The following is a 22,466-nucleotide window of genomic DNA, read 5'->3' on the forward strand; positions in this document are numbered from 1 at the left end:
TAAAAAATATTGATAGGCCTGGTGCCGCTGGTTTAGGCTGCCTTTGTGATATTCGACAGACTAGCGAGGACACCCCATGCCCCCCCTGACTCTAGCCGATTGGCAGCAGCGTGCCCGCGACCTGCGCATCGAAGGCCGCGCCTTCATCCAGGGCGAATACACCGAGCCCACCGCCGGCGCCCGCTTCGACTGCATCAGCCCGGTCGATGGGCGGGTGCTGGCGCAGGTGGCGAGCTGTGACGAGGCCGATGCGGATCGCGCCGTGATCAGTGCCCGTATGGCTTTCGAATCTGGCGTCTGGTCCCGCCTGGCGCCAGCCAAGCGCAAGGCGACCATGATTCGCTTCGCCAATCTGATCCAGGCCAACGCCGAGGAGTTGGCCTTGTTGGAAACCCTGGACATGGGCAAGCCGATCAGCGATTCGCTGAATGTCGACATGCCCGGCTCGGCCAATGCGCTGCGCTGGTCGGGCGAGGCGATCGACAAGATTTACGACGAAGTGGCCGCGACGCCGCACGATCAGTTGGGCCTGGTGACTCGCGGGCCGGTGGGTGTGGTGGCAGCGATCGTGCCGTGGAATTTCCCGCTGATGATGGCCTGCTGGAAGCTCGGCCCGGCGCTGGCCACAGGTAACTCGGTGGTCCTCAAGCCGTCGGAAAAATCCCCGCTCACCGCCATCCGCGTGGCGCAACTGGCGATCGAGGCGGGCATTGCGCCGGGCGTGCTCAACGTGCTGCCGGGCTACGGCCACACCGTGGGCAAGGCGCTGGCGCTGCACATGGACGTCGACACGCTGGTCTTCACCGGCTCCACACGGGTTGCCAAGCAGCTGATGATCTACGCGGGCGAGTCGAACATGAAGCGCGTCTGGCTGGAGGCGGGCGGCAAGAGCCCGAACATCGTCTTTGCCGACGCCCCGGACCTGGAGGCCGCAGCGAAGTCTGCGGCGAGCGCCATCGCCTTCAACCAGGGCGAAGTCTGCACCGCTGGCTCGCGGCTGTTGGTCGAAAGTTCGGTCAAGGAGCGCTTCCTGCCGATGGTGGTCGAGGCGCTCAAGGGCTGGAAGCCCGGTAACCCGTTGGATCCGGCCACCAATGTCGGCGCGCTGGTCGATAACCAGCAGCTCGACACCGTGCTCGGCTACATCGAAGCCGGTCGCAACGACGGTGCGAAGGTGCTGATCGGCGGGCAACGGACGATGCAGGACACTGGCGGGCTGTACGTCGAGCCGACTATTTTCGACGGCGTCAGCAATGCCATGAAGATCGCCCGCGAAGAAATCTTCGGACCGGTACTGTCGGTGATCACCTTCGACACCGCAACCGAGGCGGTGAGCATTGCCAACGACACACCGTACGGCCTCGCCGCGGCAGTGTGGACGGCTGATCTGTCCAAGGCGCACCTGACCGCCAAGGCGTTACGGGCTGGCAGTGTCTGGGTCAACCAGTACGATGGCGGCGACATGACTGCACCGTTCGGCGGCTTCAAGCAGTCCGGCAACGGTCGCGACAAGTCGCTGCATGCCTTCGACAAGTACACCGAGCTGAAGGCCACCTGGATCAAGCTCTGACGACATCCGCAGGGTGGATGTCGCTTCTTGCATCCACCTCGTTGCGCAGCCAGGGTGGATCGATAAAGCGTGATCCACCGTTTTCAGCGTTCAGCTAGCGTTGCCCCACCGCCCACCGCCCACTGCGGCGCATCGCACCCCATTGATGCTGGCGACGCGAGAACCGCTGTTGCAGCGCTTCGTTAGCGCCCTCATCCATGCTCGGCATTCCCTATTTCGTTCAGTCGTGTTGCCAGTTGGAGGGGGTCGAAGGGTTTGGTCAGCAGTTTACGCAGGCCCAGACGCTGCAGTTCTCCGGGGTCCGCCGGGTCTCCGGCTGGCCGGTCAGGAGCACCACGGGGGTTTGCCGCAGATCGATCCGCTCGCTGAGCCTGGTGAGGGTCTCGGGGCCGCCCATTCCGGGCATCATCACATCCAGCAGGACGAACAGGGCGACGGCTTGCACCTCTTCGAGCGCCTGGTGGCGCCTGGTGGCCGGACGAGCAGGGCTGCACCTGATAGCCGCCGATCGCCTCCAGCGAGACCTTGACGACAGCCTGGATGGACCGATCGTCCTCGACATGCAGAATCCGTTTCAGCTCGCTCATGGGGAACCTCCAGCGAAGCGTGCCTGGAGCGCTTGGAAATGAACAGCTTGCCAGCTTGCCCGTCGGCTGACTCGGCAGGCTAGAAACATCGCCGAGTTCGGTCAGATCCGGAACGACGTCGAACCCCACCTCAGGGCGCCGATCACTTCGCTTTCGAGGCTGCTGGCGCGTATCGGTATGAGTGAAGGCTGTTGCTGTCAGACCCTGAAACGAAAAAGACCCACCGAACGGACAGGCGGCGGCTCAGCCAACCGGGCTGGGTGGATAATGCAACCAGGTCCGCGCCCGCGGATCGGCTTTCTACACCGCGAGGCAGCGACACTATGTGGTACACCGGTATTCTCGACCTTTCCGCCTGGCAGGTGGTTGCGGCAATCCTGATTCTGACCCATGTCACCATCGTTGCGGTCACCGTCTATCTGCACCGCTATTCGGCTCACCGCTCGCTCGAGCTGAATGCGGTGCTCAAGCATTTCTTCCGCTTCTGGTTGTGGCTGACCACGGCGATGAACACCCGAGAATGGACAGCGATCCATCGCAAGCATCACGCCAAGTGTGAAACCCCGGATGATCCGCACAGTCCTGTGCAGAAGGGCCTGGGCACCGTGTTGCGTCGCGGCGCCGAGTTGTACATGGACGAGGCGAAGAATGAGGAAACCTTGCGGGTCTACGGCAAAAACTGCCCGGACGACCGGGTCGAGCGCAACCTGTATTCCCGCTTCCCCAACCTCGGCATCGTCGTGATGCTAGGCCTCGATCTGGCGCTGTTCGGTGTGATCGGCCTGACCGTCTGGGCGGTGCAGATGATCTGGATACCGGTGTGGGCCGCCGGTGTGGTCAATGGTTTGGGCCATGCGGTGGGTTACCGCAACTTCGAATGCCGGGATGCCGCCACCAATCTGGTGCCCTGGGGCATCCTCATCGGCGGCGAGGAGCTGCATAACAATCATCACACCTACCCGAACTCGGCCAAACTCTCGGTGCGCAGGTGGGAGTTCGACATGGGCTGGGCCTGGATCAAGCTGTTCGGCCTGTTTGGCCTGGCCAGGGTGAACCGCACCGCGCCCATCGCGCATCGCGTCAAGGCCAAGCATCAGCTGGACATGGACAGCGCCATGGCCATCCTCAACAACCGTTTCCAGATCATGGCGCAGTACCGCAAGCTGGTGATCAAGCCGCTGGTACAGCTGGAACTGCAGTGCGCCGATGCCTCTGTGCGCCATCAGTTCCGCCGCGCCAAGCGGTTGCTGTCGCGCGAGCCGAGCCTGCTGCAGCGCGATCAGCAGGCGCACGTCGAGGTGATCCTGGAGCAGAGCCAGTCGTTGCGGGTGATCTACGAACAGCGCCTGGCACTGCAGCAGATCTGGATCCGCACCAGTGCCAACGGGCACGATATGCTGGCTGCGATCAAGCAGTGGGTGCAGGACGCCGAAGCCAGCGGGATCCAGTCATTGCGTGAGTTTGCCGAGCACCTGAGAACCTATTCGCTGAGGCCGGCTGTCGCCCATGCCTGACCTCTGATCGGCGCGACCTGCGGCACGCGCGGCGGCCCGGAACTTTGCTTGCTCGCCGCTCTCTGAACTGCATTCTGGTGCTCTTGCGACAGTTATCCAGCGGGTCTCCGCCGGTGCCTGACGCGATGTTATGGAAGCAGGTATGAATCTGGTGAAGCAGCGAAGCGAAACGGGTGTCGGGATTCTTCCGCCGACCGAGGCGCAAACCCTATTGGCATTGATGCATGCGCGTGCCGAAGTCGAGCGCCTGAGTGAGCGCGAGCATGTGTTCAGCACCCTGATGGGCGCGGTCAATGCGGTGCTCTGGGCGTTCGATTGGCAGGCCCAGCAGATGATCTACGTCAGCCCGGCCTACGAGCAGATTTTCGGCCGCTCCGCCGCCTTGCTGCTCTCTGACTTCGGCGAGTGGCGCAACAGCATCTACCCGGACGATCTGGAGTACGCCCAGCAGAGCATGCTCGATGTGCTCGAAAAAGGCGCAGTGGAAGAGCGTGAGTACCGCATCATCCGCACGGATGGGCAGCTGCGCTGGCTCAGCGACAAATGCTTCATTGCGCGCAGTGCGGACAGCCTGCACGGGCCGATCATCGTCGGGATCGCAGAAGACATCACCGAAAAGAAGCAGCTCGAGGGCGAGCTGCAGCGTCTGGCCACGATCGACGTCCTGACCCAGAGCAGCAACCGGCGTTACTTTTTCGAATGTGCCCAGCGCGAGTTCGATCTCGCTCGGCAATATGCCACGCCGATGGCCTTCCAGCTGCTGGACATCGATGATTTCAAGCGCATCAACGATACCCACGGGCACCAGATGGGCGATCAGGTGCTGCAGCGCGTGGCTCAGTGCGGATCGTCGGTACTGCGCCGTGGTGATCTGTTCGGCCGAATCGGCGGCGAGGAATTCGCCTTGCTACTGCCAGGTTGCCAACCCGATCTGGCCAAGCAGATCGCCGAGCGCCTGCAGCGCGAGATCCAGCGGCTGGTGTTCACCAGCCCGGACGGACAGCGCTTTGGCGTCACCATCAGCCTGGGCGTGACCTGTCTGACTGCCAGCGATCCGGACCTCAGCGCGATGTTCGCCCGTGCCGATGCCGCCATGTATACCGCCAAGCGTCTGGGCAAGAATCAGGTGATCGTCGCCTGAGGCCAGTCGTGACACAAAAAACCGCTGCCAGCCCTCGGCTACGCCGCGGTTTTTTTGTTTCCCCCGGACCTCAGCCTTTATGCGTCAACGTCGCGATCGGCTGTTGCTGGGTGATGCAGTGAATGTTGCCGCCGCCCAGCAGGATTTCGCGGCCGGGCACCATGACCACCTGATGCTGCGGGAACAGTCGGGTCAGGATCGCTTCGGCTTCGGCGTCCAGCGGATCGTCAAAGGAGGGCGCGATGATTGCGCCATTGACGATCAGGAAGTTCACATAGCTGCCGGCCAGGCGAATCGACGGATCGCGCGGCTGGCTGCCAAGCAGCGGGACTACGCCGGCACACTCCTCTTCGGTGGCATGCAGGGGCCCCGGTATCGGCATCTTGTGCACGATCAGCTGACGATCCCAGGCGTCCGTCGCCGCCTCCAGCACCTGCATCGCGGCTTGGCAGCGTTCGTAGTTGGGGTTGTCGCGGTCGTCCGTCCAGGCCAGTAGCACCTCGCCTGGACGGACGAAGCAGCAGACGTTATCCACGTGTCCGTCGGTTTCATCGTTGCACAGGCCGTGCGGCAGCCAGATGACCTTGTCGATCGCCAGAGAGTCGGCCAGCACCGCTGCGATGTCTTCGCGTGACAGGTGCGGGTTGCGGTTGCGATTGAGCAGGCATTCCTCGGTGGTGATCAGCGTGCCTTCACCATCGACGTGGATCGAGCCCCCTTCCAGCACAAAGCCTTCGGTGCGGTAGCGATCGCAGCGCTCGATCTCGAGGATCTTCTGCGCCACCTCATCGTCGCGCTGCCATTCGCTGTACAGCCCGCCGTCGAGGCCGCCCCAGGCGTTGAAGGTCCAGTCGACGCCGCGCAGCCCACCTTTGCCATTGATCAGAAAGGTCGGCCCGGTGTCGCGCACCCAGGCGTCGTCCGTGCTCATCTCCACCAGCCGGATGCGCGGGTCGTCCAGCTGCTCCCGCGCGGCCACGTACTGCGCGGCAGTGGCGCAGACGGTGACGGGCTCGAAACGCGCGATGGCCTTGGCCACCGCGGTAAAGGCCGCTTGCGCCGGTGTGCCCTGGTCGCGCCAGTTGTCCGGGCGCTGCGGCCAGACCATCCAGGTCTGGCTGTGCGGCGCCCACTCGGCAGGCATGTGGAAATCGTCGGCACGCGGTGTGGTGGTCAGAGTGGTCATCGGTCTACCTGAAGCTGAAGGGCGGCAGTCTGTGTGGCCGGATGTGAATGGCCGTTCATTGGAGGCGATAGATCTGACCACGGCGCAGGGCATTCAGCCGCAACGAGTCGCGCAACTGGAACCTTTACCGATCAGCCGCCAGGCTCAGGACGCCAGCGAACCGTCCAGCGTCTTGATCGGGCTGTACAGGTCCGGCCGGCGATCGCGGAACACGCCCCAGGCGCTGCGGATGTGTTCGAGCTGATCGAGATCGAACTGGTGCACCAGCACGCCTTCGCTGGTTTCGTCCATTTCCTCGACCTTGGCGCCGAACTGGTCGGCAATGAACGAGGAGCCGTAGAAGGTGATGTCGTAGCCGTCCTGCTCCTCGCGGCCGATGCGGTTGCTGGCGATCAGCGGCATCAGGTTGGCACCGGCATGGCCCTGTTGTACGCGCTGCCAGTGGTCGCGCGAGGTGATGCTTGCATCGTGCGGCTCGCTGCCGATAGCGGTCGGGTAGAGCAGCAGTTCGGCACCCATCAGCGCCATGCTGCGCGCGGTTTCGGGGAACCACTGGTCCCAGCAGATGGCCACGCCGATCCTGGCGTAGCGGGTGTTCCAGACCTTGAAACCGGTATCGCCCGGGTTGAAGTAATACTTCTCGTGGTAGCCGGGGCCGTCCGGGATATGACTCTTGCGGTAGACGCCGAGCAGCTTGCCGTCAGCATCGATGATGGCGATCGAGTTGAAGCGCGCCCGCCCCGACAGCTCGAAGAAGCTCACCGGCAGGACCACCTGCAGCTCGGCGGCGACCTTCTGGAAATGCTGGATGGCCGGGTTGTCTTCCACCGAAGTGGCCAGTTGCAGATATTCCGGGTTCGGCTTCTGGCAGAAATACGGGGTCTCGAACAGCTCCTGAATGAGGATGACGTGTGCGCCCTTGGCGGCTGCCTCGCGGACCAGCTTCTCGGCATTGGCAATGTTCGCCTGGCGGTCCCAGGAGCAGGCCATCTGGGTGGCGGCGACGGAAACGATACGGGACATGGAAAACCTCGCGGATGCTGGCGTAAGGGCAGCCTTGTGGAGCGCCGCGCAATTTAGTCGATAATTATCGGGATTGAAAGCGAATTCGGTCAGCTTCTGCCGTTGTTGCTTGGAGTAAAAACCGATATCTATCGGCTAGGTCAGGGTGCGCTTTGGCAGATAGGGTGGCAGATAAAGGGCCAGATAGGCATCGAACACCCGCATCCCTTCCTCTGCCATGCGCGGCGTGATGCTGCCGTGCAGATGCACCGAGCGCGCGTAGACCCGGTCGCCCAGCTCCAGTGCCAAGGCAAACACATCGACATCACCGGGCAATCTCGGGAGTTCGAAATGCCTTTCAAAAAGGACCTGCATCAACCCGGCGAGTTCGATGTCGTGCTGGTGGTCGGCTTGGGTCACTTCGCTTAGCCCGTGCTGCGCGAGAATCAGCTGCCGGGCGGCTGCGTCGTGCCGATAGATGGCCAGCATGCGCTGTTCGACCAGCCGGGACAGGTCGCGCCAACAGCCCAGGCGTTGGTGATCCACCGGCTCGGCGAGGCTTGCCCGGAAGGCGGCATGCACCTCAGCGGTCAAGGCATTGAGCAGTGCCGGCACGCTGGCGAAAAAGTGATAGACGGAGGAAGGGGGAATCCCGGCGTGTTCCGCCACGCTGTAGATTGAAAGGCCGGCCACCCCCTGTCCGGCCAGCAGTTCGCGTGCGGCGGCAAGAATCTCGGCGATGCGCGCCTGGCTGCTGGCGCGTGCTCGCCGTCCGGGGACAGGCTTGGGATCATCGGGCTTGGTCATGGCCGGCATTGGAAACCATGACAGGGTATGAAGCAATCGTCAGTTTCGCTTCGTCGGCTGGCACGATGCACAGGTGGCTCGCCAAGCCAGGTTAACGCAGCAAGAACGCACCCGTATTGGGCGTGTTCTTCTGGGTTGTTAGAGGCTCAGCGTCCAGTCGTAATCCACGACCAGAGGGGCGTGCTGGGAGAAGCGCGGCTGGCGTGGCAGGCGCGCGTTGCGGACAAAGCGGCGCATGCCGGACGTGAGGATCTGATAGTCGAATCGCCAGCCCAGATTGAGCATCTGGGCCTGTTCGGTATCGGGCCACCAGCTGTACAAATCGCCCTCGCGGGTGACTTCGCGCAGGGCATCGATGTAACCCATGTTGCCGAAGATCTCATCGAGCCAAGCGCGCTCCGGGGCCAGAAAGCCGGTCGCCTGCTGGCAATCGCGCCAGTTCTTGACGTCCAGTTTCTGATGAGCCACGTACAGCGAGCCGCAGTAGATGTACTCGCGACGCTTGCGGCGCTGCTTGTCGAGGTAATGGGCGAAATCGTCCATGAACTTGAATTTCTGGTTCAGGTCTTCGTCCCCGCCGCGACCGCTTGGCAGCAGCAGCGTGGCGATGCTGACCTTGTCGAAATCGGCTTGAAGATAACGGCCGTAGCGGTCGGCGGTTTCGAAGCCAAGGCCCATGATGACAGCCTTTGGCTGCAGCCTGGAGTACAGGGCAACACCGCCTTGTTCGGGTAGTTCGGCATCAACACTGTAGAGAAAGTAGCCGTCTAGCTGGTAGGCCGGATCGTCCAGTTCTGCTACTGAGGCGCGCGTATCCTGCAGGCAGATGGCATCGGCATTCTGCGCCTGCAGCCAGCTGAGCAAACCCCGCTGCGCCGCCGCTTGAATGCCATTCACGTTGACGCTGATGATCCGCATAAATGGCCCCTGAAAACACGTGCGTGTATGATAACCCAAGCTCTCCGCAATTAGCCAAGTCAGTGTCTTCCGGGAATATATCCTTCATGCAGGCGTACCAGCGCGAGTTCATTCGCTTCGCCATCGAGCGCGGGGTTTTGCGCTTCGGTGAGTTCACTCTGAAGTCCGGGCGCACCAGCCCCTATTTCTTCAACGCCGGGTTGTTCAATACCGGTTCGGCGCTGGCTCAACTGGGTCGCTTTTACGCGGCCGCCGTGGCCGATAGCGGCATCGATTTCGACGTGATCTTCGGGCCCGCCTACAAGGGCATTCCGCTCGCTGCTGCGACGGCGATCGCGCTGGCCGAACACCATCAGCGTGACCTGCCCTGGTGCTTCAACCGCAAGGAAGCGAAGGACCATGGCGAAGGCGGTACCTTGGTCGGTGCGCCGCTCGGCGGTCGCGTGCTGATTGTCGATGACGTGATCACTGCCGGCACTGCGATCCGCGAAGTCATGCAGATCATCCGGGCACAGGGCGCGCAAGCTGCCGGTGTGCTGATTGCGCTGAACAGGCAGGAGCGGGGTCAGGGGCAGCTGTCCGCCATTCAAGAAGTGGAACAGGACTACGGCATGCCCGTGGTGAGTATCGTTTCCCTGGCTCAGGTAGTGGCGTTCCTTGGCCAGGATGAGCAGCTCAAGCGCCACTTGCCCGCGGTCGAGGCCTACCGGGATCAGTATGGCATCTGAGACCATGCTGGCCTGGCGAGTCGTCGCCGGTGCAGCTCTCGGGATAATTCACCGCTGATTATGGCTGCACCAGCTGTTGTGCGTTTCGTCAGCAACTGACGAATTGTGACGGTTTCAGCGTTAGGTGGGGCGTCGGCGGCCTGCTGCTGCCGGCAGCCGTGCGGTTCTTCTGAACGCCGCGATCCGGGTTGTTTCGCTCGGGCACTGCCAATCTAAATCCTTGCGAGTCGCGGCGTGTCGCTTGATTCCGTCATGTCACGCGGCTCATTCGCGCAGTTGGTGTGCTTGTTGCTGCACAACTGTGATGGGGTTTGTATAAGCTGAAGCCCCTTCGGCAAGAACGATCAGGCATTTCGATGGGCAGTGCCGCAAGCACCGAATACGGAAGAGGCTGAAGTATGCGAATAGGGAGCAGCCTGCTGTTGCTGTTGGGTTTACAGGGCGCGACGGTAGCGCAAGCTGAGCTGTATCGCTATGTCGATGACCAGGGTGTAGTGGTTCTCGATCGGCACGGTGTGCCGCCGCAATTCATTGGCCGCGGTTATGAGGTCCTCAACGACCAGGGCCGTGTGACGCAAGTAGTGCCGCCTGCGCCAACTGCCCAAGAGCGCCAACTTCTGCTGGAAGCCAAGGCCCGAGCTGAGAGCGATGCTCAACTGCTGCGACTGTATGCCAGTGTTGCTGATGTCGAACGCGCCAAGGCACGCAGGCTGTCAGAGCTCGACAGTCTCATCGGTATCACTCGCGGCAACCTGCAATCGTTGCGGACACAGCAGGCGAACCTTCAGAGTCAGGCGGCAAGCCATGAGCGCGCCGGACGGGAGGTGCCTGAGCAGCTGCTGGTACAGATCGACAATCTGGTCCAGGAGCAGGCCAGCCTGAAACGGGACGTCGAGCGCTACAGGCAGACCCGCAAGCAGGCCGAAGTCAGCTATGGCCGAGAGCGTGAGCGAGTGGCCGAGTTGCTTGGTCAGTCCGAATAGCGCTTTGAACAAGGCGAAAAAAAGCCCGGCTCTCATAAAAGAGGCCGGGCTTTTTCATGACCGTATCAGTGAGGAACCGACGTTTTGCGATTGGTGATCAGGGTGCCGACGCCGATGTCGGTAAAGATTTCCAGCAACACGGCATTCGGCACACGACCGTCAATGATATGCGCGCTGTGCACGCCGCCCTGGACGGCTTCGAGGGCGCAGCGGATCTTCGGCAGCATGCCGCCGTAGATGGTGCCATCGGCAATCAGTTCGTTGACCTGTGAGGTGGTCAGCCCGGTCAGTACCTGGCCCTGCTTGTCCATGAGGCCGGCGATGTTGGTCAGCAGCATCAACTTTTCCGACTTCAGCGCCTCGGCGACCTTGCCAGCGACCAGGTCGGCATTGATGTTGAAGGACTCGCCGTCCGGGCCTACGCCGATTGGCGCGATGACCGGAATGAAGTTGCCGCGAACGAGCATTTCCAGCAGCTCGGTGTTGACGCCGGTGACCTCGCCAACCTGGCCGATGTCGATGATTTCAGGGGATGTCATCTCTGGCGTCTGGCGTGTGGCCTTGAGCTTTTTCGCACGGATCAGACTGGCGTCTTTGCCGGTCAGGCCAATGGCCGCGCCGCCGTGCTGGTTGATCAGGCTCACGATGCTTTTGTTGACCTGGCCGCCCAGGACCATTTCCACCACGTCCATTGTCTGGCTGTCGGTGACCCGCATGCCATCGATGAATCGGCTTTCGATGTTCAGGCGCTTGAGCAGATCGCCAATCTGCGGGCCGCCACCGTGGACCACCACCGGATTGATGCCCACTGCCTTCATCAGCACGATGTCGCGCGCGAAGCCGGTTTTCAGCTCCTCGCTTTCCATCGCATTACCGCCGTATTTGATGACCAGCGTCTTGCCGACGAACCGGCGGATATAGGGCAGTGCCTCGGACAGGACCTGGGCGAATTGGGTGGCAGCTTCACGGCTGAGGGTCATGCAGGGCTCCGCAAGTCAGAACGGCAGGGTGAGATCAGGCGCGACAGTATAAAGCTGCGCGCGGAATACTTCCTGTATGCGCATGAGCTCTTCCTCGGTTTCGGCCTCGAAACGCAGCACCAGCACCGGTGTGGTATTCGAGGCGCGTACCAGGCCCCAGCCTTTCGGGTAATCGACCCGCACACCATCGAGGGTGGTGATGTTGGCGACGCCCCAATGGGCGTCGCGATGCAGCGACTCGATGATGGTGAACTTGCTTTCCTCGGTGACCTGAATATTGATTTCGGGTGTCGAGATGTCGTTAGGGAAAGCCGAGAAGACCTGTTCCGCGTTGCGCTTGTCCTGGCTGAGAATTTCCAGCAGGCGCACGGCGCTGTAGATGCCGTCGTCGAAGCCGTACCAGCGCTCCTTGAAAAAGATGTGGCCACTCATCTCGCCTGCGAGCAGCGCCCCGGTCTCTTTCATTTTTTTCTTGATCAGTGAATGGCCGGTCTTCCACATCACCGGACGGCCACCGTAGCCACTGATCAACGGCGTCAGGCGTCGGGTACATTTGACGTCGAAAATGATGTCGGCGCCCGGGTTGCGCGAAACTACGTCCTTCGCGAACAGCATGAGCAGACGGTCTGGATAGACCACTGTTCCCGCATTGGTCACCACCCCGACGCGGTCGCCGTCGCCGTCGAACGCCAGGCCCAGGTCGGCATTTTCGGATTTGACCTTGGCAATCAGATCCTCGAGATTTTCCAGCTTGCCCGGGTCGGGGTGATGGTTGGGGAAGTTCCCATCAACCTCGCAGAACAACGGTATGACCTGGCAGCCCAGTGCTTCGATCAGTTGCGGCGCGATCACGCCAGCGACGCCGTTGCCGCAGTCCACCACCACCTTCATCGGCCTGGCCACGGCGATATCGTCACGGATGCGCTTGAAGTAACTCTCCAGCACGTCGACCTGCTCCGCTTGGCCAACGCCTTCGCTGAGATTGCCGGTTTCGATGCGCTGGCGTAGCGCCTGGATCTGCTCGTTGGCGAGGGTGTCGCCCGCGATCACGATCTTGAAACCGTTGTAGTCCGGCGGGTTGTGGCTGCCGGTGAGCATCACCCCGGATGTGCCTGCCAGGACGTTGGCGGCGTAGTAGAGCACCGGGGTCGGCACCATGCCGACGTCGCTGACGCTGCAACCGCTGTCCACCAATCCCTGGATCAGATGCTGGACCAGTTCAGGTCCGGACAGTCGGCCATCGCGGCCGACCGACACGTTCGGCTCACCTTGGGCCAGGCTTTCGGAGCCTACTGCTCGGCCTATCCAGTAAGCGGTTTCGGTGGTCAGGCTGTCGCCGACAACGCCGCGGATGTCATAGGCGCGGAAGATGCTCGCGGGCAGTTGCGGGGCTTTAGGGGCGCTCATTGCGGTTTTTCGCTCCTTGCTATCGAGGCCAAGCCAATCCTGGTCCTCGTCGAGAATGTCGATGTCGAGAATGTCGGTGTCCTGGAAAAGAAGGTCGACATAGTCGGTAGATGGGGCTTGCCGAACCGCGGGCTGCTCTGCAGTCGGGGTTTGGGTCGCTGCCATCCCGGCGGTGCGGAGCGGCAGTCGAGCCAGACTCTTGGCCAGTGCGTCGAGCGCCGGCAGGCTCAAGGTCGGTGTTTTGATGGTCTTGCCGTTGCAGAGTTCCTGAACCATCTGGCCCAGATTCAAGACGTCTTCACGGAGCCTCCTTTGCTGTGCGCCGAGCACTGCCTGCAGGCCGAGCAGCAGCCCGCAGAGGGCCGCCAGGGCCGCCCCCAGTATCGGTATTGGCGAGTGGCCCGCAGTGCCAAGCGCCGATGCAGGCAAGAAACTGATCTGCCAGTTCGGGTTGTTGCTTGGCAGTTCTATTGCGGCCGCGTCCAGCCCCGCTCCGCCACGCTGGGCCAGCAACTGTGCCGGCGCGCCGCTGAATTGTTGCACCAGTCGCAATTGACCGGCCTGGCGCGGCAGCTGCGGCAGGGGGGCCAGGAAGCGCTCCAGGCTGGTTACCAACAGCAAGGTGCCCTGAATCGGCTGCTCGGGACTCGGGCGCAACGGCGCCGCGCTGTAGAGCAACCAGCGGTCGCCGACCTTGAACGCTTCGGTTGCAGGCGTTTGCCCGTTCTCGGCGCGCTGCAGCATATCCAGTGCGGAAAAATTCAGCGGTCCGGGCCGGTTGGCGTCCGTTCGTGCCTGGCCACGCAGGCTGAGGTGCGCATCGATGACGCCGTCCCGGTAGCCGAGCGCACGTTCGACCGCACGTATCTGCTGCGGCCGCTCGCTACGCAGTGCTTCAAGCAGTTGCGGATCGCTGGCGGCGGCGCGCGTGTCTTCGGCCAGTTGGCGGAGCGCCTGATTGATCGCCGAAGCCTGGCTCTGGCCCCAGGCCTGGGCGAGTGCGCTGGCTTGCTGCTGTCGACTGCTCTGCTGGGCGGTCCAGAGCAGCGCAGCAGCGACCAAAAGCCCCAGCAGCCCGGGGATCAATCCGGGGCCGAGTGTTTTCAGGCCGACGCTACGGCGGGGGCGGGAGGGGGCGGTATCGGCGGGGTTGAGAGCGCCGTCGTCCTTGGCGGTGCGCTTGAAGAGTTTCATGGAGCTCCCCGGTTCGTCCTGAAAAGGATCAGAAATGCTCAGTGCCTGCCAGAATGGCCGAAGCCGCCGGCGCCACGCTCACTGCTGTCGAACTCGTTCACCAGTTCGAACTGCGCTTGGATCACCGGGACCAGCATCAGCTGGGCGATGCGCTCCCCTATGGCGATGTTGAAGCGGGTCTGGCCGCGGTTCCAGCAGGACACCATCAGCTCGCCCTGATAATCCGAATCGATCAGCCCGACCAGGTTGCCCAGCACGATGCCGTGCTTGTGCCCCAAGCCAGAGCGCGGCAGGACTAGCGCCGCCAGGTTCGGGTCGGCGATATGGATGGACAGGCCGGTGGGGATCAACAGGGTCTGTCCCGGTTCCAGCGTCGTATCGGTGTGCAGCATGGCGCGCAGGTCGAACCCGGCGGAGCCGCTGGTGGCGTACGCGGGCAGCGGGAAATCCGAGCCAAGACGGGGGTCGAGAATTTTTGCTTGTAGCTTGTGCATGGTCAGGCCTGATGAAAGCGGTCGGCGATGAAGGCGATCAGCTGGCGGGCAATGTGCCCCTTGCTGGCCTGGCTGAAACGGGTTTCGTGCTGCTGTCGGTCGATCACCGTGACGGCATTTTCTTCGCTGTTGAAACCGATGCTGGGGTTGGCCACGTCATTGGCCACGATCAGGTCGAGGTTCTTGTCACGCAGTTTGCGCGTCGCGTATTCCAGCAGGTTCTCGGTTTCGGCGGCGAAGCCGACGCTGAACGGCCGATCCGGCCGTCCGGCCAGCGTGGCGAGGATGTCGGGGTTGCGAACCATCTGCAGCAACAGGCCGTCGCCCTTGGCGGGGTCTTTCTTCAGTTTATGCGGCGCTACGACTTCCGGGCGATAGTCGGCAACCGCCGCGGCAGCAATGAACAGGTCGCAAGGCATCGCTGCTTCACACGCAGCGAGCATGTCGCGGGCGCTGACCACGTCGATGCGCTGAAGGCGGTCGGGCGTAGGCAGGAACACCGGCCCGGCGACCAGGGTCACGCGCGCACCGGCCTCGGCGGCGGCTTCGGCAAGGGCAAATCCCATCTTCCCGGAACTGTGGTTGGTGATGTACCGCACCGGATCGATGTTTTCCTGGGTCGGCCCCGCGGTGATCAACAGGTGCTTTCCGGTTAGCAGGCTGCGTTCGAAACAGTCGGCAGCGGCCTGAGCCAGGTCATCCGCTTCGAGCATACGGCCAAGACCCACATCGCCGCAGGCCTGGCTACCGGAAGCCGGGCCGAACAGGCGGATCCCTCGTTGCTCCAGTAGCGCGCGGTTGGCTTGGGTGGCAGGATCTGCCCACATGGCCTGATTCATGGCTGGAGCCAGGGCAACCGGTGCGTTGGTCGCCAGTACGAGCGTGGTCAACAGGTCGTTGGCGACGCCCTGGGCCAGGCGTGCCATCAAATCGGCCGTAGCTGGCGCGACCAGTACCAAGTCGGCCCAGCGTGCCAGCTCGATATGGCCCATCGCGGCTTCTGCCGCAGGGTCCAGCAGGTCGAGGTGAACCGGATGGCCGGACAGGGCCTGGAGGGTTAACGGCGTGATGAATTCACGGCCGCCGCTGGTCATCACGACGCGCACTTCGGCGCCCTGATCGCGTAGCCGGCGCACCAGCTCCGCGCTCTTGTAAGCGGCGATGCCGCCGCCGACGCCCAGGACGATGCGTTTACGATAAAGCCGCTGCATAGGCCTGCCTTGTTACAGGGTGAGAACTGGTTCCGATGAAAACCGGTTGCCATGGATAAAAGGCCGCTAAGATAGCACAGCGCCCTCAGAGGACGAGGGGCACGCTCGACATGGAGGTGGCATGAGCATTCGTGACTGGCCAGCGGCGGAACGGCCGCGGGAAAAGCTGTTGGAGCAGGGCGCATCGGCGCTGTCCGATGCGGAGCTGCTGGCGATTTTCTTGCGCACCGGCGTGGCCGGGAAAAGCGCGGTGGATCTGGCGCGACACCTGCTCAACGAGTTCGGCAGCCTGCGTGCGCTGCTGGAAAGCGACCGCGAACAATTCAGCGCACACCTGGGGCTAGGGCCGGCCAAGTTCGCGCAACTGCAGGCCGTGTTGGAAATGGCAAGACGGCATCTGGCAGAGCGCATCCGTCGTGATTCGGCGCTGGAAAGCCCGCAGGCAGTGCGTGACTATCTCAAGGCGCGTCTGCGGCACGAGCCGCACGAACTCTTTGCCTGCCTCTTCCTTGACTCCAAACACCGGGTGTTGGCGTTCGAGGTGCTGTTCCACGGCACCATCGACGGAGCCAGCGTCTACCCTCGCCAGGTGGTCAAGCGCGCACTGGCGCAGAATGCCGCAGCCGTCATCCTGACCCACAACCATCCATCCGGTGTCGCCGAGCCGAGTCAGGCAGACCGCCAGCTGACCCGCAAGCTCAGCGATGCACTGGCGCTGATCGATGTGCGGGTGCTCGATCATTTCATCGTCGGGGATGGCGAACCATTGTCGATGGCTGAATACGGCTGGATGTGAGCCAAGGTTGCTCATGCCAGCAGGGGCATCAGCAGCAGTGGAAACAATACGCTGAGGACGAAACGGCCATTCCAGCCGACAGCGATGCGCCAGGGTGACCGCTGGGCGTGGTCCGCTGCCAGAGCAGGGTCACGATCACGGCGGTCGGCACCATCAGCATCGCGGCCTGGGTGGCGGATAGCCAGGTCAGGGCGGCCGGCAGGGCCCATCGCAACAACCCTCAAGGTCGCCATGACGCCGCCGTGCATGGTGCTAACATTGTTCAGATGGCGCGGCAGCAGGGTCAGGGCGAGCGTGGCGTGCGGCGGACCGTAGGCGAGCAACGCGCAGCCGATGTCTGGAAAGAAACCGGTAGCGCAGGCGCGGGCGTGCTGGCGTTGGGCGGGCGAATAGTCGCAAGCGGACATGGCGCTCGATCACGGATGGCTTGCCAAGGAGTCTGGCAGTCTTTAGGCTCGGGCTCACATCGATGGAACAGGGTTCCGCACTGCGGAATATCAGTGGGTCAACATTTAGCATCGCTACGCCATCCACACAGGAGGTTCCCATGTTTTCCCGTATCGGCATTATCGGCGCCGGCGCCATGGGGCGCGGCATCGCGCAGCTATTTGCCAGCGCCGGCCAGCAGGTCTGGTTATATGACGCTCGGCCCGACACCATCGATCAAGCCCTGCAGTTCAACCGTGAGCTACTTGAGCGCAGTGTGGCCAAGGGCCGGTTGGCCGCCGATGAGCTGCCGGCGATTCTGCAGCGCATGCAGCCAGCCCATCAGCTGGCCGAGCTGTCCGGCTGCGATCTGCTGATCGAAGCCATCGTTGAAAACCTGGAAGCCAAGCAGAGCCTGTTTGTCGAGCTTGAAGGTCTGGTTGCGGCCGACGCCGTCCTGGCGACCAATACCTCCTCGTTGTCCGTGACCCGCATTGCCAGTGCCTGCGAGCGGCCCGAGCGGGTGGCTGGGTATCACTTCTTCAATCCCGTGACGCTGATGAAACTTGTCGAAGTGGTGCGCGGCGAGCGCACCGACCCGAGGGTCATTGAGCGGCTGGTGCAACTGGCCGAGCATGCCGGGCATTTCCCTGCGATTACGCCGGATACTCCCGGATTCCTGGTCAATCACGCCGGTCGTGCCTATGGCACCGAGGCGCTGCGCATCCTTAGCGAGGGCATCGCCACGCCGGAACAGATCGACCGTATTTTGCGGGACGGCCCCGGGTTTCGAATGGGCCCGTTCGAATTGTTCGATCTGACCGGGTTGGATATTTCCCACGCGGTGATGGAGTCGCTGCATGACCAGTTCTACTATGACCCGCGCTACACACCGTCTTACCTCGCCGCGCAGCGGGTGGCGGCCGGATTGCTCGGTCGCAAAACCGGCCAGGGCTTCTATCGCTACGAAGACGGCCAGCAGATCCGCACGCCTGAGCCCCGCTTCGAGCCGGTAGGCATCGATCAGCCGTTCTGGCTCGACAGTATCGAACCCGACCTGCGCAGCTACATCGGATCGGTATTGCAGCAGGCCGGGGCGATCCTCGAAGAGGGGGCCGAGCCTTCGGCCCAGGCGATCTGTCTGATCACGCCGCTGGGAGAAGATGCGAGTAGCTGTATCGAGCGCCTGGCGCTGCCCGGCGTGCGTACCATGGCGCTGGACCTCTTCAGTGACCTTGAAAAACGCCGCGTGCTGATGCGTCAACCTGCGCTCGACCCGGCATTGGAGGCTCAGGCACGCCAGGCGTTGGGCGCCGACGGCGTGCCGGTCGAGGTGATCAACGACTCGCCGGGGTTCGTCAGCCAGCGCATCGTGGCCAGCATCGTCAACCTTGGCTGTGAGATCGCCCAGAAGGGCATCGCTTCTCCAGAGACGCTCGACCGCGCGGTGATGGCGGCCCTTGGCTATCCAACGGGACCGCTGGGGTTCGCCGCGCATTACAACCCGGCCCGAATCCTGACTATCCTGGAGGGCATGCAGCGCTGCTATGGTCACGAACCACGCTATCGTCCGAGCCCTTGGCTACGCCGCCGGGTACAGCTCGGTCTGCCGCTGACGGCTCCGGATCAGGCTCGCTAAAAAGCGCAGGCCTGACCTGCGTTCAGGTTCGAGGCTGCTCAAGGTTGGCCGCATCCAGCCGTTAACCCGGTAACTCGGCCGTGCTGGCTGACAACGGTTGTGTAATCGTTGCCAGCCAGGCAAGGCCATGTGCCACCAAGGAATAATGTTCTTTGCTGGCAGAGGTGGTACAACGCTTTTTTACCGGATGAAAACAAGAGGCCACCGATGCGCCCTACCTTTCGCCTTCACCCCAAGGCCTGTCTGTTTCACGCGGCGGCCCTGCTGGGGCTGCTGTTGTTCCAGGGCTGGATGGAATTGCCGTTCTATCTGACCTCTATCACCATCTTGTTGTTTGCCCTGTGGCCCTGGTTCGGCCCCTGGCGCAGCGAGACGGGCATCCCGGTTGCAGCGGACGCCGGCGAGCCGAGTTCCGCTGCGCTGAGCAAGAGCCTCTCCCGGCATACCTGTCATAACGCCCTGTCGGCTGCTCAGGTGTCGTTCAGCGCGGAGCAACTGGCGGCACGGTTGCAGTCACAGCTGGTTGCGGTCAGCGAGATCGCCAATGGCGCCGAGGCGATGACGGCGACCGAACAGGACAGCGCTGCCCGAGCACGGCAGGCGTTGGAAGCGGCCGAAGCCGTGCGGCGTAGCAGTGATAGTGGGCGTGTCGAACTGCAACACGCCATCGAACGCATGCAGCAGCTCAGCGCACAGACCCAGGCCAGCCGCGAACTGCTCGACGGACTCTCGGCGCGCACCGAAGAAATCCGCCAGATCACCGATGTGATTCAGTCCATTGCCAGCCAGACCAACCTGCTCGCACTCAACGCGGCGATCGAGGCGGCGCGCGCCGGTGAGGCCGGGCGTGGCTTTGCCGTGGTGGCTGATGAGGTGCGAAACCTGGCCGGTCGCACCAGCAGTGCTACCGGAGAGGTGGGTCGGATGGTTAGCGATATCCGTGAGCAAAGTGGCGCGGTGGTCAGCCATATCCAGAAGCAGGCCAGCGAGCTGGACGAAGCCGCCGCACAGATCGCCGGGACGGGAGCTCAGCTCAGTGGAATTGCCGAGTTGGCTGGCAATGTCGAAACCCAGGTGGCGCAAATCGCTGCCGGCACGGCGAGCAATCACGAGCGACTCGCGCAGTTGTTCGTCGCGGTAGAGCAGTTGCGTGGAGACGCTCTGGAGAGCGAGACCCAGACCCGCCAATTGGAGCAGGCCGCAGACAAGCTGGTAGGCCAGGCGGAAACCGTCAGCGAACAGCTCGCCGAGGTACAACTCGATGCCTACCACCAGGATGTTTACGATCTCGCGCGCGAAGCGGCGGCTGCCATCGGAGCGCGTTTCGAGGCGGACGTGCAAGCCGGGCGCCTGAGTGTCGACGATCTGTTTGATCGCGATTACCGGGCGCAGCCGGGGACTGATCCGATCCGCTATAACACCCGTTTCGACCGTTACGCCGACGAGGTGCTGCCGGCGATCCAGGAACCCCTGCTCGCGCGCAACGATGCGTTGATCTATGCCATCGCGACTACGCCGGACGGCTACGTACCGACCCACAACCGTGCCTTCAGCCAGCCCCCGGTCGGCGACCCGGAGATCGACAAGGTCAACAGCCGCAGCAAGCGTTTGTTCAATGACCGCACCGGCGCGCGCTGTGGCAGCCACGAACGCAAGGTGCTGTTGCAGACCTACAGCCGCGATACCGGCGAGCTGATGCATGACCTGTCGGTGCCGATCATGGTCAACGGCCGTCACTGGGGTGGCCTGCGATTGGGCTACCGTCCGGAGCCCTAGCTGAGCCGCGGATTGGCGCAAGCGCCATGACCTTTGGCGCTCAACCATCACTCGACACCGCGTGGCACCTTGCCGAGCTGGCTAAGCTTGCCAGCCAGGCTATTCGGAGCTCGTCCCGATGCAAACACTGGCCGATCACCTCGGCCAATACGCGGCCATCACCGGGACCGCGCAATCTGCTCAGCCATTTCATCGGCATTCCGATGATCGTGCTGGCTGTCGCAGCGCTGCTGTCGCGTCCAGGTGTTTGAGGTGTTCGGGCTATGGCTGAGTCCGGTTGCGCTGGTCGCCTTGATCTCGACGCTGCTCCGGTTGTTCGCGGGGCGGTTTCGAATGAGCCTACATGGGCGAGGTTGAGGTACTGCACAGCGAGTATTCCACCTTGGCCGCTCGGTGCGAACGTTGGCGCCTTGCTGGCCCATCTTGGATGGGCGGCCCGTTTGCACGGCAAGATTGGCCGAAGTGGCACGAACCCCCTTGCGCGCGTTGAAGCCGCTCAGAGCATCCGCTCGAGCCCAATCACCCGGCTGAACCAGGCATTGAACCGTCGCCAAGCACCGCCCGGTTCGTGCAGCAATACCGTTCGCCGCCCGTCATTCTCAGCGATCCAGATCAGCCGTCGCTCGCCGTTGCGCTCGATCAGTCGCACTTCATAGCTGACGGCGGGCGATGTGCCCTCTTGCGAGAGTGTGTGCACCTGGCGAGCCAATGTCGGACTGTCGACAAGGATGCCGACTTCGGTGTTCCACAGGACTGAGCGAGGGTCGAAGTTCAGCGAGCCGAGAAAGACCCGCTCCTGGTCGAACACCGCTGCCTTGCTGTGCAGGCTGGATTCGGAATCGCCACTGATGCTGAAGCGGGTCTCCTGGTCCGGTTGCCGACGCAACTCGAACAACCGCACTCCCGCTTTCAGCAGATCGGCCCGATAGGGCACATAGCCGCCATGCACGGCGGGCACGTCGGTGGCCTCCAGAGAATTGGTCAAAATCTGTACCGCAACGCCGTTTCTGGCCTGTCCGGCGAGGTATTCAACACCTTGTTCGGTTGGCACGAAGTAAGCGGAGATCAGCGTCAGAGATCGCCGCACGCCGTCCATGCTCGGCTGCAGCTGGGTGGACAGCAGCAGACTGTCATTGGGGATGCCGGGCGCTTCGATCTTGTCGGGGTGATCCCAAAGCGCTTCGCCAGGCGCCCAGATCAGGTCGGTCAGCCAGTCGTGCGGAGAAGGCTCCTGCAGCCCGCCCATCAACTGCTGATAGCGGCGCTCGTCCTTTTGCCGTTCGGCCTGCAGATGTCGGGTGATCTCGCGACGCGCCAGTTCAAGCGCGTCCCTGCTGGGCGGATGGCGCAGAAACTGCTGGATCGGCACGCTCAGCGTGTGGTTCCAGTACTGGTCGAAGCTGACCGCCAATTGCCCGGCGACCGGGCCGGCGGCGAGCAGATCGATGTCGGTGAAGTTGAAACTCTGATCGGCATCGAAGTATTCATCGCCCAGGTTGCGCCCGCCGACGATGGCCAGGCTGCTGTCAGCCAGCATCAGCTTGTTGTGCATGCGGCGGTGTTGTTGGGATAGGTTGAGCAACCGCCCGAGCGAACGGGTAATTACAGTGCTGCGGCCGCTATGCAGGGGGTTGAAGACGCGGATCAGGATGTTCGGGTGCGCCGCCAGCGTGGCGATCTGGTAGTCGCTACCGTCACTCGTGGTGTCATCAAGCAGCAGCCGTACCCTGACGCCGCGGTCAGCGGCACGCACCACCTCTTCTATGAGCGCGCGGGTACTCAAGCCATCGTGGACGATGTAGTACTGCACGTCGAGGCTCGTCCTGGCCTGGCGAATCATCTGCATGCGCGCCGAAAAGGCTTCGGCACTGTCGGACAGCAGGCGAAACCCGGAGCTGCCCGCAGGCTGCTGTGCCGCCAGCGCCTCGACTTGCTGGGTCAGCGCCGAGTTCCGGTTGGGCAGCGCGTAGGACGTTGGGGTGGGTGTAATCTGGTCGACACAGCCAACCAGAAAGAGCACTGCCACAAGGAGCAGGTGCAGGCGCAAGGTCACTCCTGTCTATTGTTATGTTCCTCGACGGTTTGGACGCCAGCGCAACGGCGAAAT

General features: G+C 62.8%; 19 protein-coding genes and 1 pseudogene. 9 read left to right on the forward strand and 11 right to left on the reverse strand.

Going from position 1 to position 22,466, the window contains the following annotated elements:
* Window positions 1–76: 76 nt before the first annotated feature.
* Window positions 77–1,570, forward strand: coding sequence for an aldehyde dehydrogenase (locus NA637_RS01880; RefSeq protein ID WP_256070735.1), 1,494 nt, complete (start codon window positions 77–79; stop codon window positions 1,568–1,570).
* Between the two features lie 191 nt (window positions 1,571–1,761).
* On the opposite strand, the pseudogene NA637_RS01885 reads toward NA637_RS01880, so the two are convergent.
* Window positions 1,762–2,157: pseudogene (locus NA637_RS01885) on the reverse strand (response regulator).
* A gap of 323 nt (window positions 2,158–2,480) precedes the next feature.
* Here NA637_RS01885 and desA point away from each other — a divergent pair.
* Window positions 2,481–3,671, forward strand: a complete 1,191-nt coding sequence (gene desA, locus NA637_RS01890; protein WP_256070736.1) for a delta-9 fatty acid desaturase DesA — start codon at window positions 2,481–2,483, stop codon at window positions 3,669–3,671.
* Between the two features lie 142 nt (window positions 3,672–3,813).
* Entirely contained in the window at window positions 3,814–4,812 is a 999-nt protein-coding gene (locus NA637_RS01895) for a GGDEF domain-containing protein (RefSeq protein WP_256070737.1), read from the forward strand.
* 70 nt (window positions 4,813–4,882) lie between these two features.
* Here the strand turns inward: NA637_RS01895 and aguA are convergent, their stop codons facing one another.
* The 4 genes from aguA to NA637_RS01915 all read right to left on the reverse strand — a co-directional run bounded on the left by aguA (window position 4,883) and on the right by NA637_RS01915 (window position 8,725).
* Complete coding sequence (gene aguA, locus NA637_RS01900) at window positions 4,883–5,998, reverse strand: agmatine deiminase (protein WP_256070738.1); 1,116 nt, start codon at window positions 5,996–5,998, stop codon at window positions 4,883–4,885.
* A 144-nt stretch (window positions 5,999–6,142) separates the two neighbouring features.
* Complete coding sequence (gene aguB, locus NA637_RS01905) at window positions 6,143–7,021, reverse strand: N-carbamoylputrescine amidase (protein ID WP_256070739.1); 879 nt, start codon at window positions 7,019–7,021, stop codon at window positions 6,143–6,145.
* 135 nt (window positions 7,022–7,156) lie between these two features.
* Window positions 7,157–7,807, reverse strand: a complete 651-nt coding sequence (locus NA637_RS01910; RefSeq protein ID WP_256070740.1) for a TetR/AcrR family transcriptional regulator — start codon at window positions 7,805–7,807, stop codon at window positions 7,157–7,159.
* A 138-nt stretch (window positions 7,808–7,945) separates the two neighbouring features.
* The gene (locus NA637_RS01915; RefSeq protein ID WP_256070741.1) at window positions 7,946–8,725 is read right to left on the reverse strand and encodes an exodeoxyribonuclease III; all 780 of its coding nucleotides are present in this window, start codon (window positions 8,723–8,725) and stop codon (window positions 7,946–7,948) included.
* A gap of 86 nt (window positions 8,726–8,811) precedes the next feature.
* Here NA637_RS01915 and pyrE point away from each other — a divergent pair, with 86 nt between their 5' ends.
* Window positions 8,812–9,453 (forward strand): orotate phosphoribosyltransferase, encoded by a 642-nt coding sequence (pyrE, locus tag NA637_RS01920; protein ID WP_256070743.1) that lies wholly within the window; start codon window positions 8,812–8,814, stop codon window positions 9,451–9,453.
* Between the two features lie 398 nt (window positions 9,454–9,851).
* Window positions 9,852–10,436: a DUF4124 domain-containing protein gene (locus NA637_RS01925; RefSeq protein ID WP_256070744.1), complete on the forward strand. Its 585-nt coding sequence runs from the start codon at window positions 9,852–9,854 to the stop codon at window positions 10,434–10,436.
* A gap of 65 nt (window positions 10,437–10,501) precedes the next feature.
* Here NA637_RS01925 and argB read toward each other — a convergent pair whose 3' ends face one another.
* The 4 genes from argB to coaBC all read right to left on the reverse strand — a co-directional run bounded on the left by argB (window position 10,502) and on the right by coaBC (window position 15,722).
* A complete protein-coding gene (gene argB / locus NA637_RS01930; RefSeq protein WP_256070746.1) occupies window positions 10,502–11,416 on the reverse strand; it encodes an acetylglutamate kinase in 915 nt (304 codons plus the stop codon).
* A gap of 15 nt (window positions 11,417–11,431) precedes the next feature.
* Window positions 11,432–12,823 (reverse strand): phosphomannomutase/phosphoglucomutase, encoded by a 1,392-nt coding sequence (gene algC / locus NA637_RS01935; RefSeq protein WP_256070829.1) that lies wholly within the window; start codon window positions 12,821–12,823, stop codon window positions 11,432–11,434.
* 1,232 nt (window positions 12,824–14,055) lie between these two features.
* Complete coding sequence (gene dut / locus NA637_RS01940; protein WP_256070747.1) at window positions 14,056–14,511, reverse strand: dUTP diphosphatase; 456 nt, start codon at window positions 14,509–14,511, stop codon at window positions 14,056–14,058.
* A 2-nt stretch (window positions 14,512–14,513) separates the two neighbouring features.
* Complete coding sequence (gene coaBC, locus NA637_RS01945; RefSeq protein WP_256070749.1) at window positions 14,514–15,722, reverse strand: bifunctional phosphopantothenoylcysteine decarboxylase/phosphopantothenate--cysteine ligase CoaBC; 1,209 nt, start codon at window positions 15,720–15,722, stop codon at window positions 14,514–14,516.
* Between the two features lie 121 nt (window positions 15,723–15,843).
* Here coaBC and radC point away from each other — a divergent pair, with 121 nt between their 5' ends.
* Entirely contained in the window at window positions 15,844–16,518 is a 675-nt protein-coding gene (gene radC / locus NA637_RS01950; RefSeq protein WP_256070750.1) for a RadC family protein, read from the forward strand.
* 11 nt (window positions 16,519–16,529) lie between these two features.
* Here radC and NA637_RS01955 read toward each other — a convergent pair whose 3' ends face one another.
* Window positions 16,530–16,925 carry a hypothetical protein gene (locus NA637_RS01955; protein ID WP_256070751.1) on the reverse strand — a complete coding sequence of 132 codons (396 nt, stop codon included), beginning with the start codon at window positions 16,923–16,925 and terminating at the stop codon, window positions 16,530–16,532.
* Window positions 16,926–17,065: 140 nt separating this feature from the next.
* On the opposite strand from NA637_RS01955, the gene NA637_RS01960 reads away from it, so the two are divergent.
* The 3 genes from NA637_RS01960 (at window position 17,066) to NA637_RS25610 (ending at window position 20,610) form a co-directional block, all read left to right on the forward strand.
* On the forward strand, window positions 17,066–18,583 hold the full coding sequence (locus tag NA637_RS01960; protein ID WP_256070752.1) for a 3-hydroxyacyl-CoA dehydrogenase: 1,518 nt from the start codon (window positions 17,066–17,068) through the stop codon (window positions 18,581–18,583).
* A gap of 207 nt (window positions 18,584–18,790) precedes the next feature.
* Entirely contained in the window at window positions 18,791–20,359 is a 1,569-nt protein-coding gene (locus NA637_RS01965) for a methyl-accepting chemotaxis protein (RefSeq protein WP_256070753.1), read from the forward strand.
* Between the two features lie 26 nt (window positions 20,360–20,385).
* Entirely contained in the window at window positions 20,386–20,610 is a 225-nt protein-coding gene (locus NA637_RS25610; RefSeq protein ID WP_423836696.1) for a hypothetical protein, read from the forward strand.
* 245 nt (window positions 20,611–20,855) lie between these two features.
* On the opposite strand, the gene NA637_RS01975 is transcribed toward NA637_RS25610, so the two are convergent.
* Window positions 20,856–22,406, reverse strand: coding sequence for a phospholipase D family protein (locus tag NA637_RS01975; RefSeq protein ID WP_256070754.1), 1,551 nt, complete (start codon window positions 22,404–22,406; stop codon window positions 20,856–20,858).
* Between the last annotated feature and the right edge of the window lie 60 nt (window positions 22,407–22,466).

The sequence above is a fragment of the Stutzerimonas stutzeri genome, from assembly GCF_024448935.1.
Classification (GTDB): Bacteria; Pseudomonadota; Gammaproteobacteria; order Pseudomonadales; family Pseudomonadaceae; genus Stutzerimonas; species Stutzerimonas stutzeri_AO.

Excerpts from the sequence above, each read along its gene's own strand:
- NA637_RS01880 (WP_256070735.1), top strand. The coding sequence starts at position 77 with ATGCCCCCCCTGACTCTAGCCGATTGGCAGCAGCGTGCCCGCGACCTG.
- desA (WP_256070736.1), top strand. The coding sequence starts at position 2,481 with ATGTGGTACACCGGTATTCTCGACCTTTCCGCCTGGCAGGTGGTTGCG.
- NA637_RS01895 (WP_256070737.1), top strand. The coding sequence starts at position 3,814 with ATGAATCTGGTGAAGCAGCGAAGCGAAACGGGTGTCGGGATTCTTCCG.
- aguA (WP_256070738.1), bottom strand. The coding sequence starts at position 5,998 with ATGACCACTCTGACCACCACACCGCGTGCCGACGATTTCCACATGCCT.
- aguB (WP_256070739.1), bottom strand. The coding sequence starts at position 7,021 with ATGTCCCGTATCGTTTCCGTCGCCGCCACCCAGATGGCCTGCTCCTGG.
- NA637_RS01910 (WP_256070740.1), bottom strand. The coding sequence starts at position 7,807 with ATGACCAAGCCCGATGATCCCAAGCCTGTCCCCGGACGGCGAGCACGC.
- NA637_RS01915 (WP_256070741.1), bottom strand. The coding sequence starts at position 8,725 with ATGCGGATCATCAGCGTCAACGTGAATGGCATTCAAGCGGCGGCGCAG.
- pyrE (WP_256070743.1), top strand. The coding sequence starts at position 8,812 with ATGCAGGCGTACCAGCGCGAGTTCATTCGCTTCGCCATCGAGCGCGGG.
- NA637_RS01925 (WP_256070744.1), top strand. The coding sequence starts at position 9,852 with ATGCGAATAGGGAGCAGCCTGCTGTTGCTGTTGGGTTTACAGGGCGCG.
- argB (WP_256070746.1), bottom strand. The coding sequence starts at position 11,416 with ATGACCCTCAGCCGTGAAGCTGCCACCCAATTCGCCCAGGTCCTGTCC.
- algC (WP_256070829.1), bottom strand. The coding sequence starts at position 12,823 with ATGAGCGCCCCTAAAGCCCCGCAACTGCCCGCGAGCATCTTCCGCGCC.
- dut (WP_256070747.1), bottom strand. The coding sequence starts at position 14,511 with ATGCACAAGCTACAAGCAAAAATTCTCGACCCCCGTCTTGGCTCGGAT.
- coaBC (WP_256070749.1), bottom strand. The coding sequence starts at position 15,722 with ATGCAGCGGCTTTATCGTAAACGCATCGTCCTGGGCGTCGGCGGCGGC.
- radC (WP_256070750.1), top strand. The coding sequence starts at position 15,844 with ATGAGCATTCGTGACTGGCCAGCGGCGGAACGGCCGCGGGAAAAGCTG.
- NA637_RS01955 (WP_256070751.1), bottom strand. The coding sequence starts at position 16,925 with ATGTCCGCTTGCGACTATTCGCCCGCCCAACGCCAGCACGCCCGCGCC.
- NA637_RS01960 (WP_256070752.1), top strand. The coding sequence starts at position 17,066 with ATGTTTTCCCGTATCGGCATTATCGGCGCCGGCGCCATGGGGCGCGGC.
- NA637_RS01965 (WP_256070753.1), top strand. The coding sequence starts at position 18,791 with ATGCGCCCTACCTTTCGCCTTCACCCCAAGGCCTGTCTGTTTCACGCG.
- NA637_RS25610 (WP_423836696.1), top strand. The coding sequence starts at position 20,386 with ATGACCTTTGGCGCTCAACCATCACTCGACACCGCGTGGCACCTTGCC.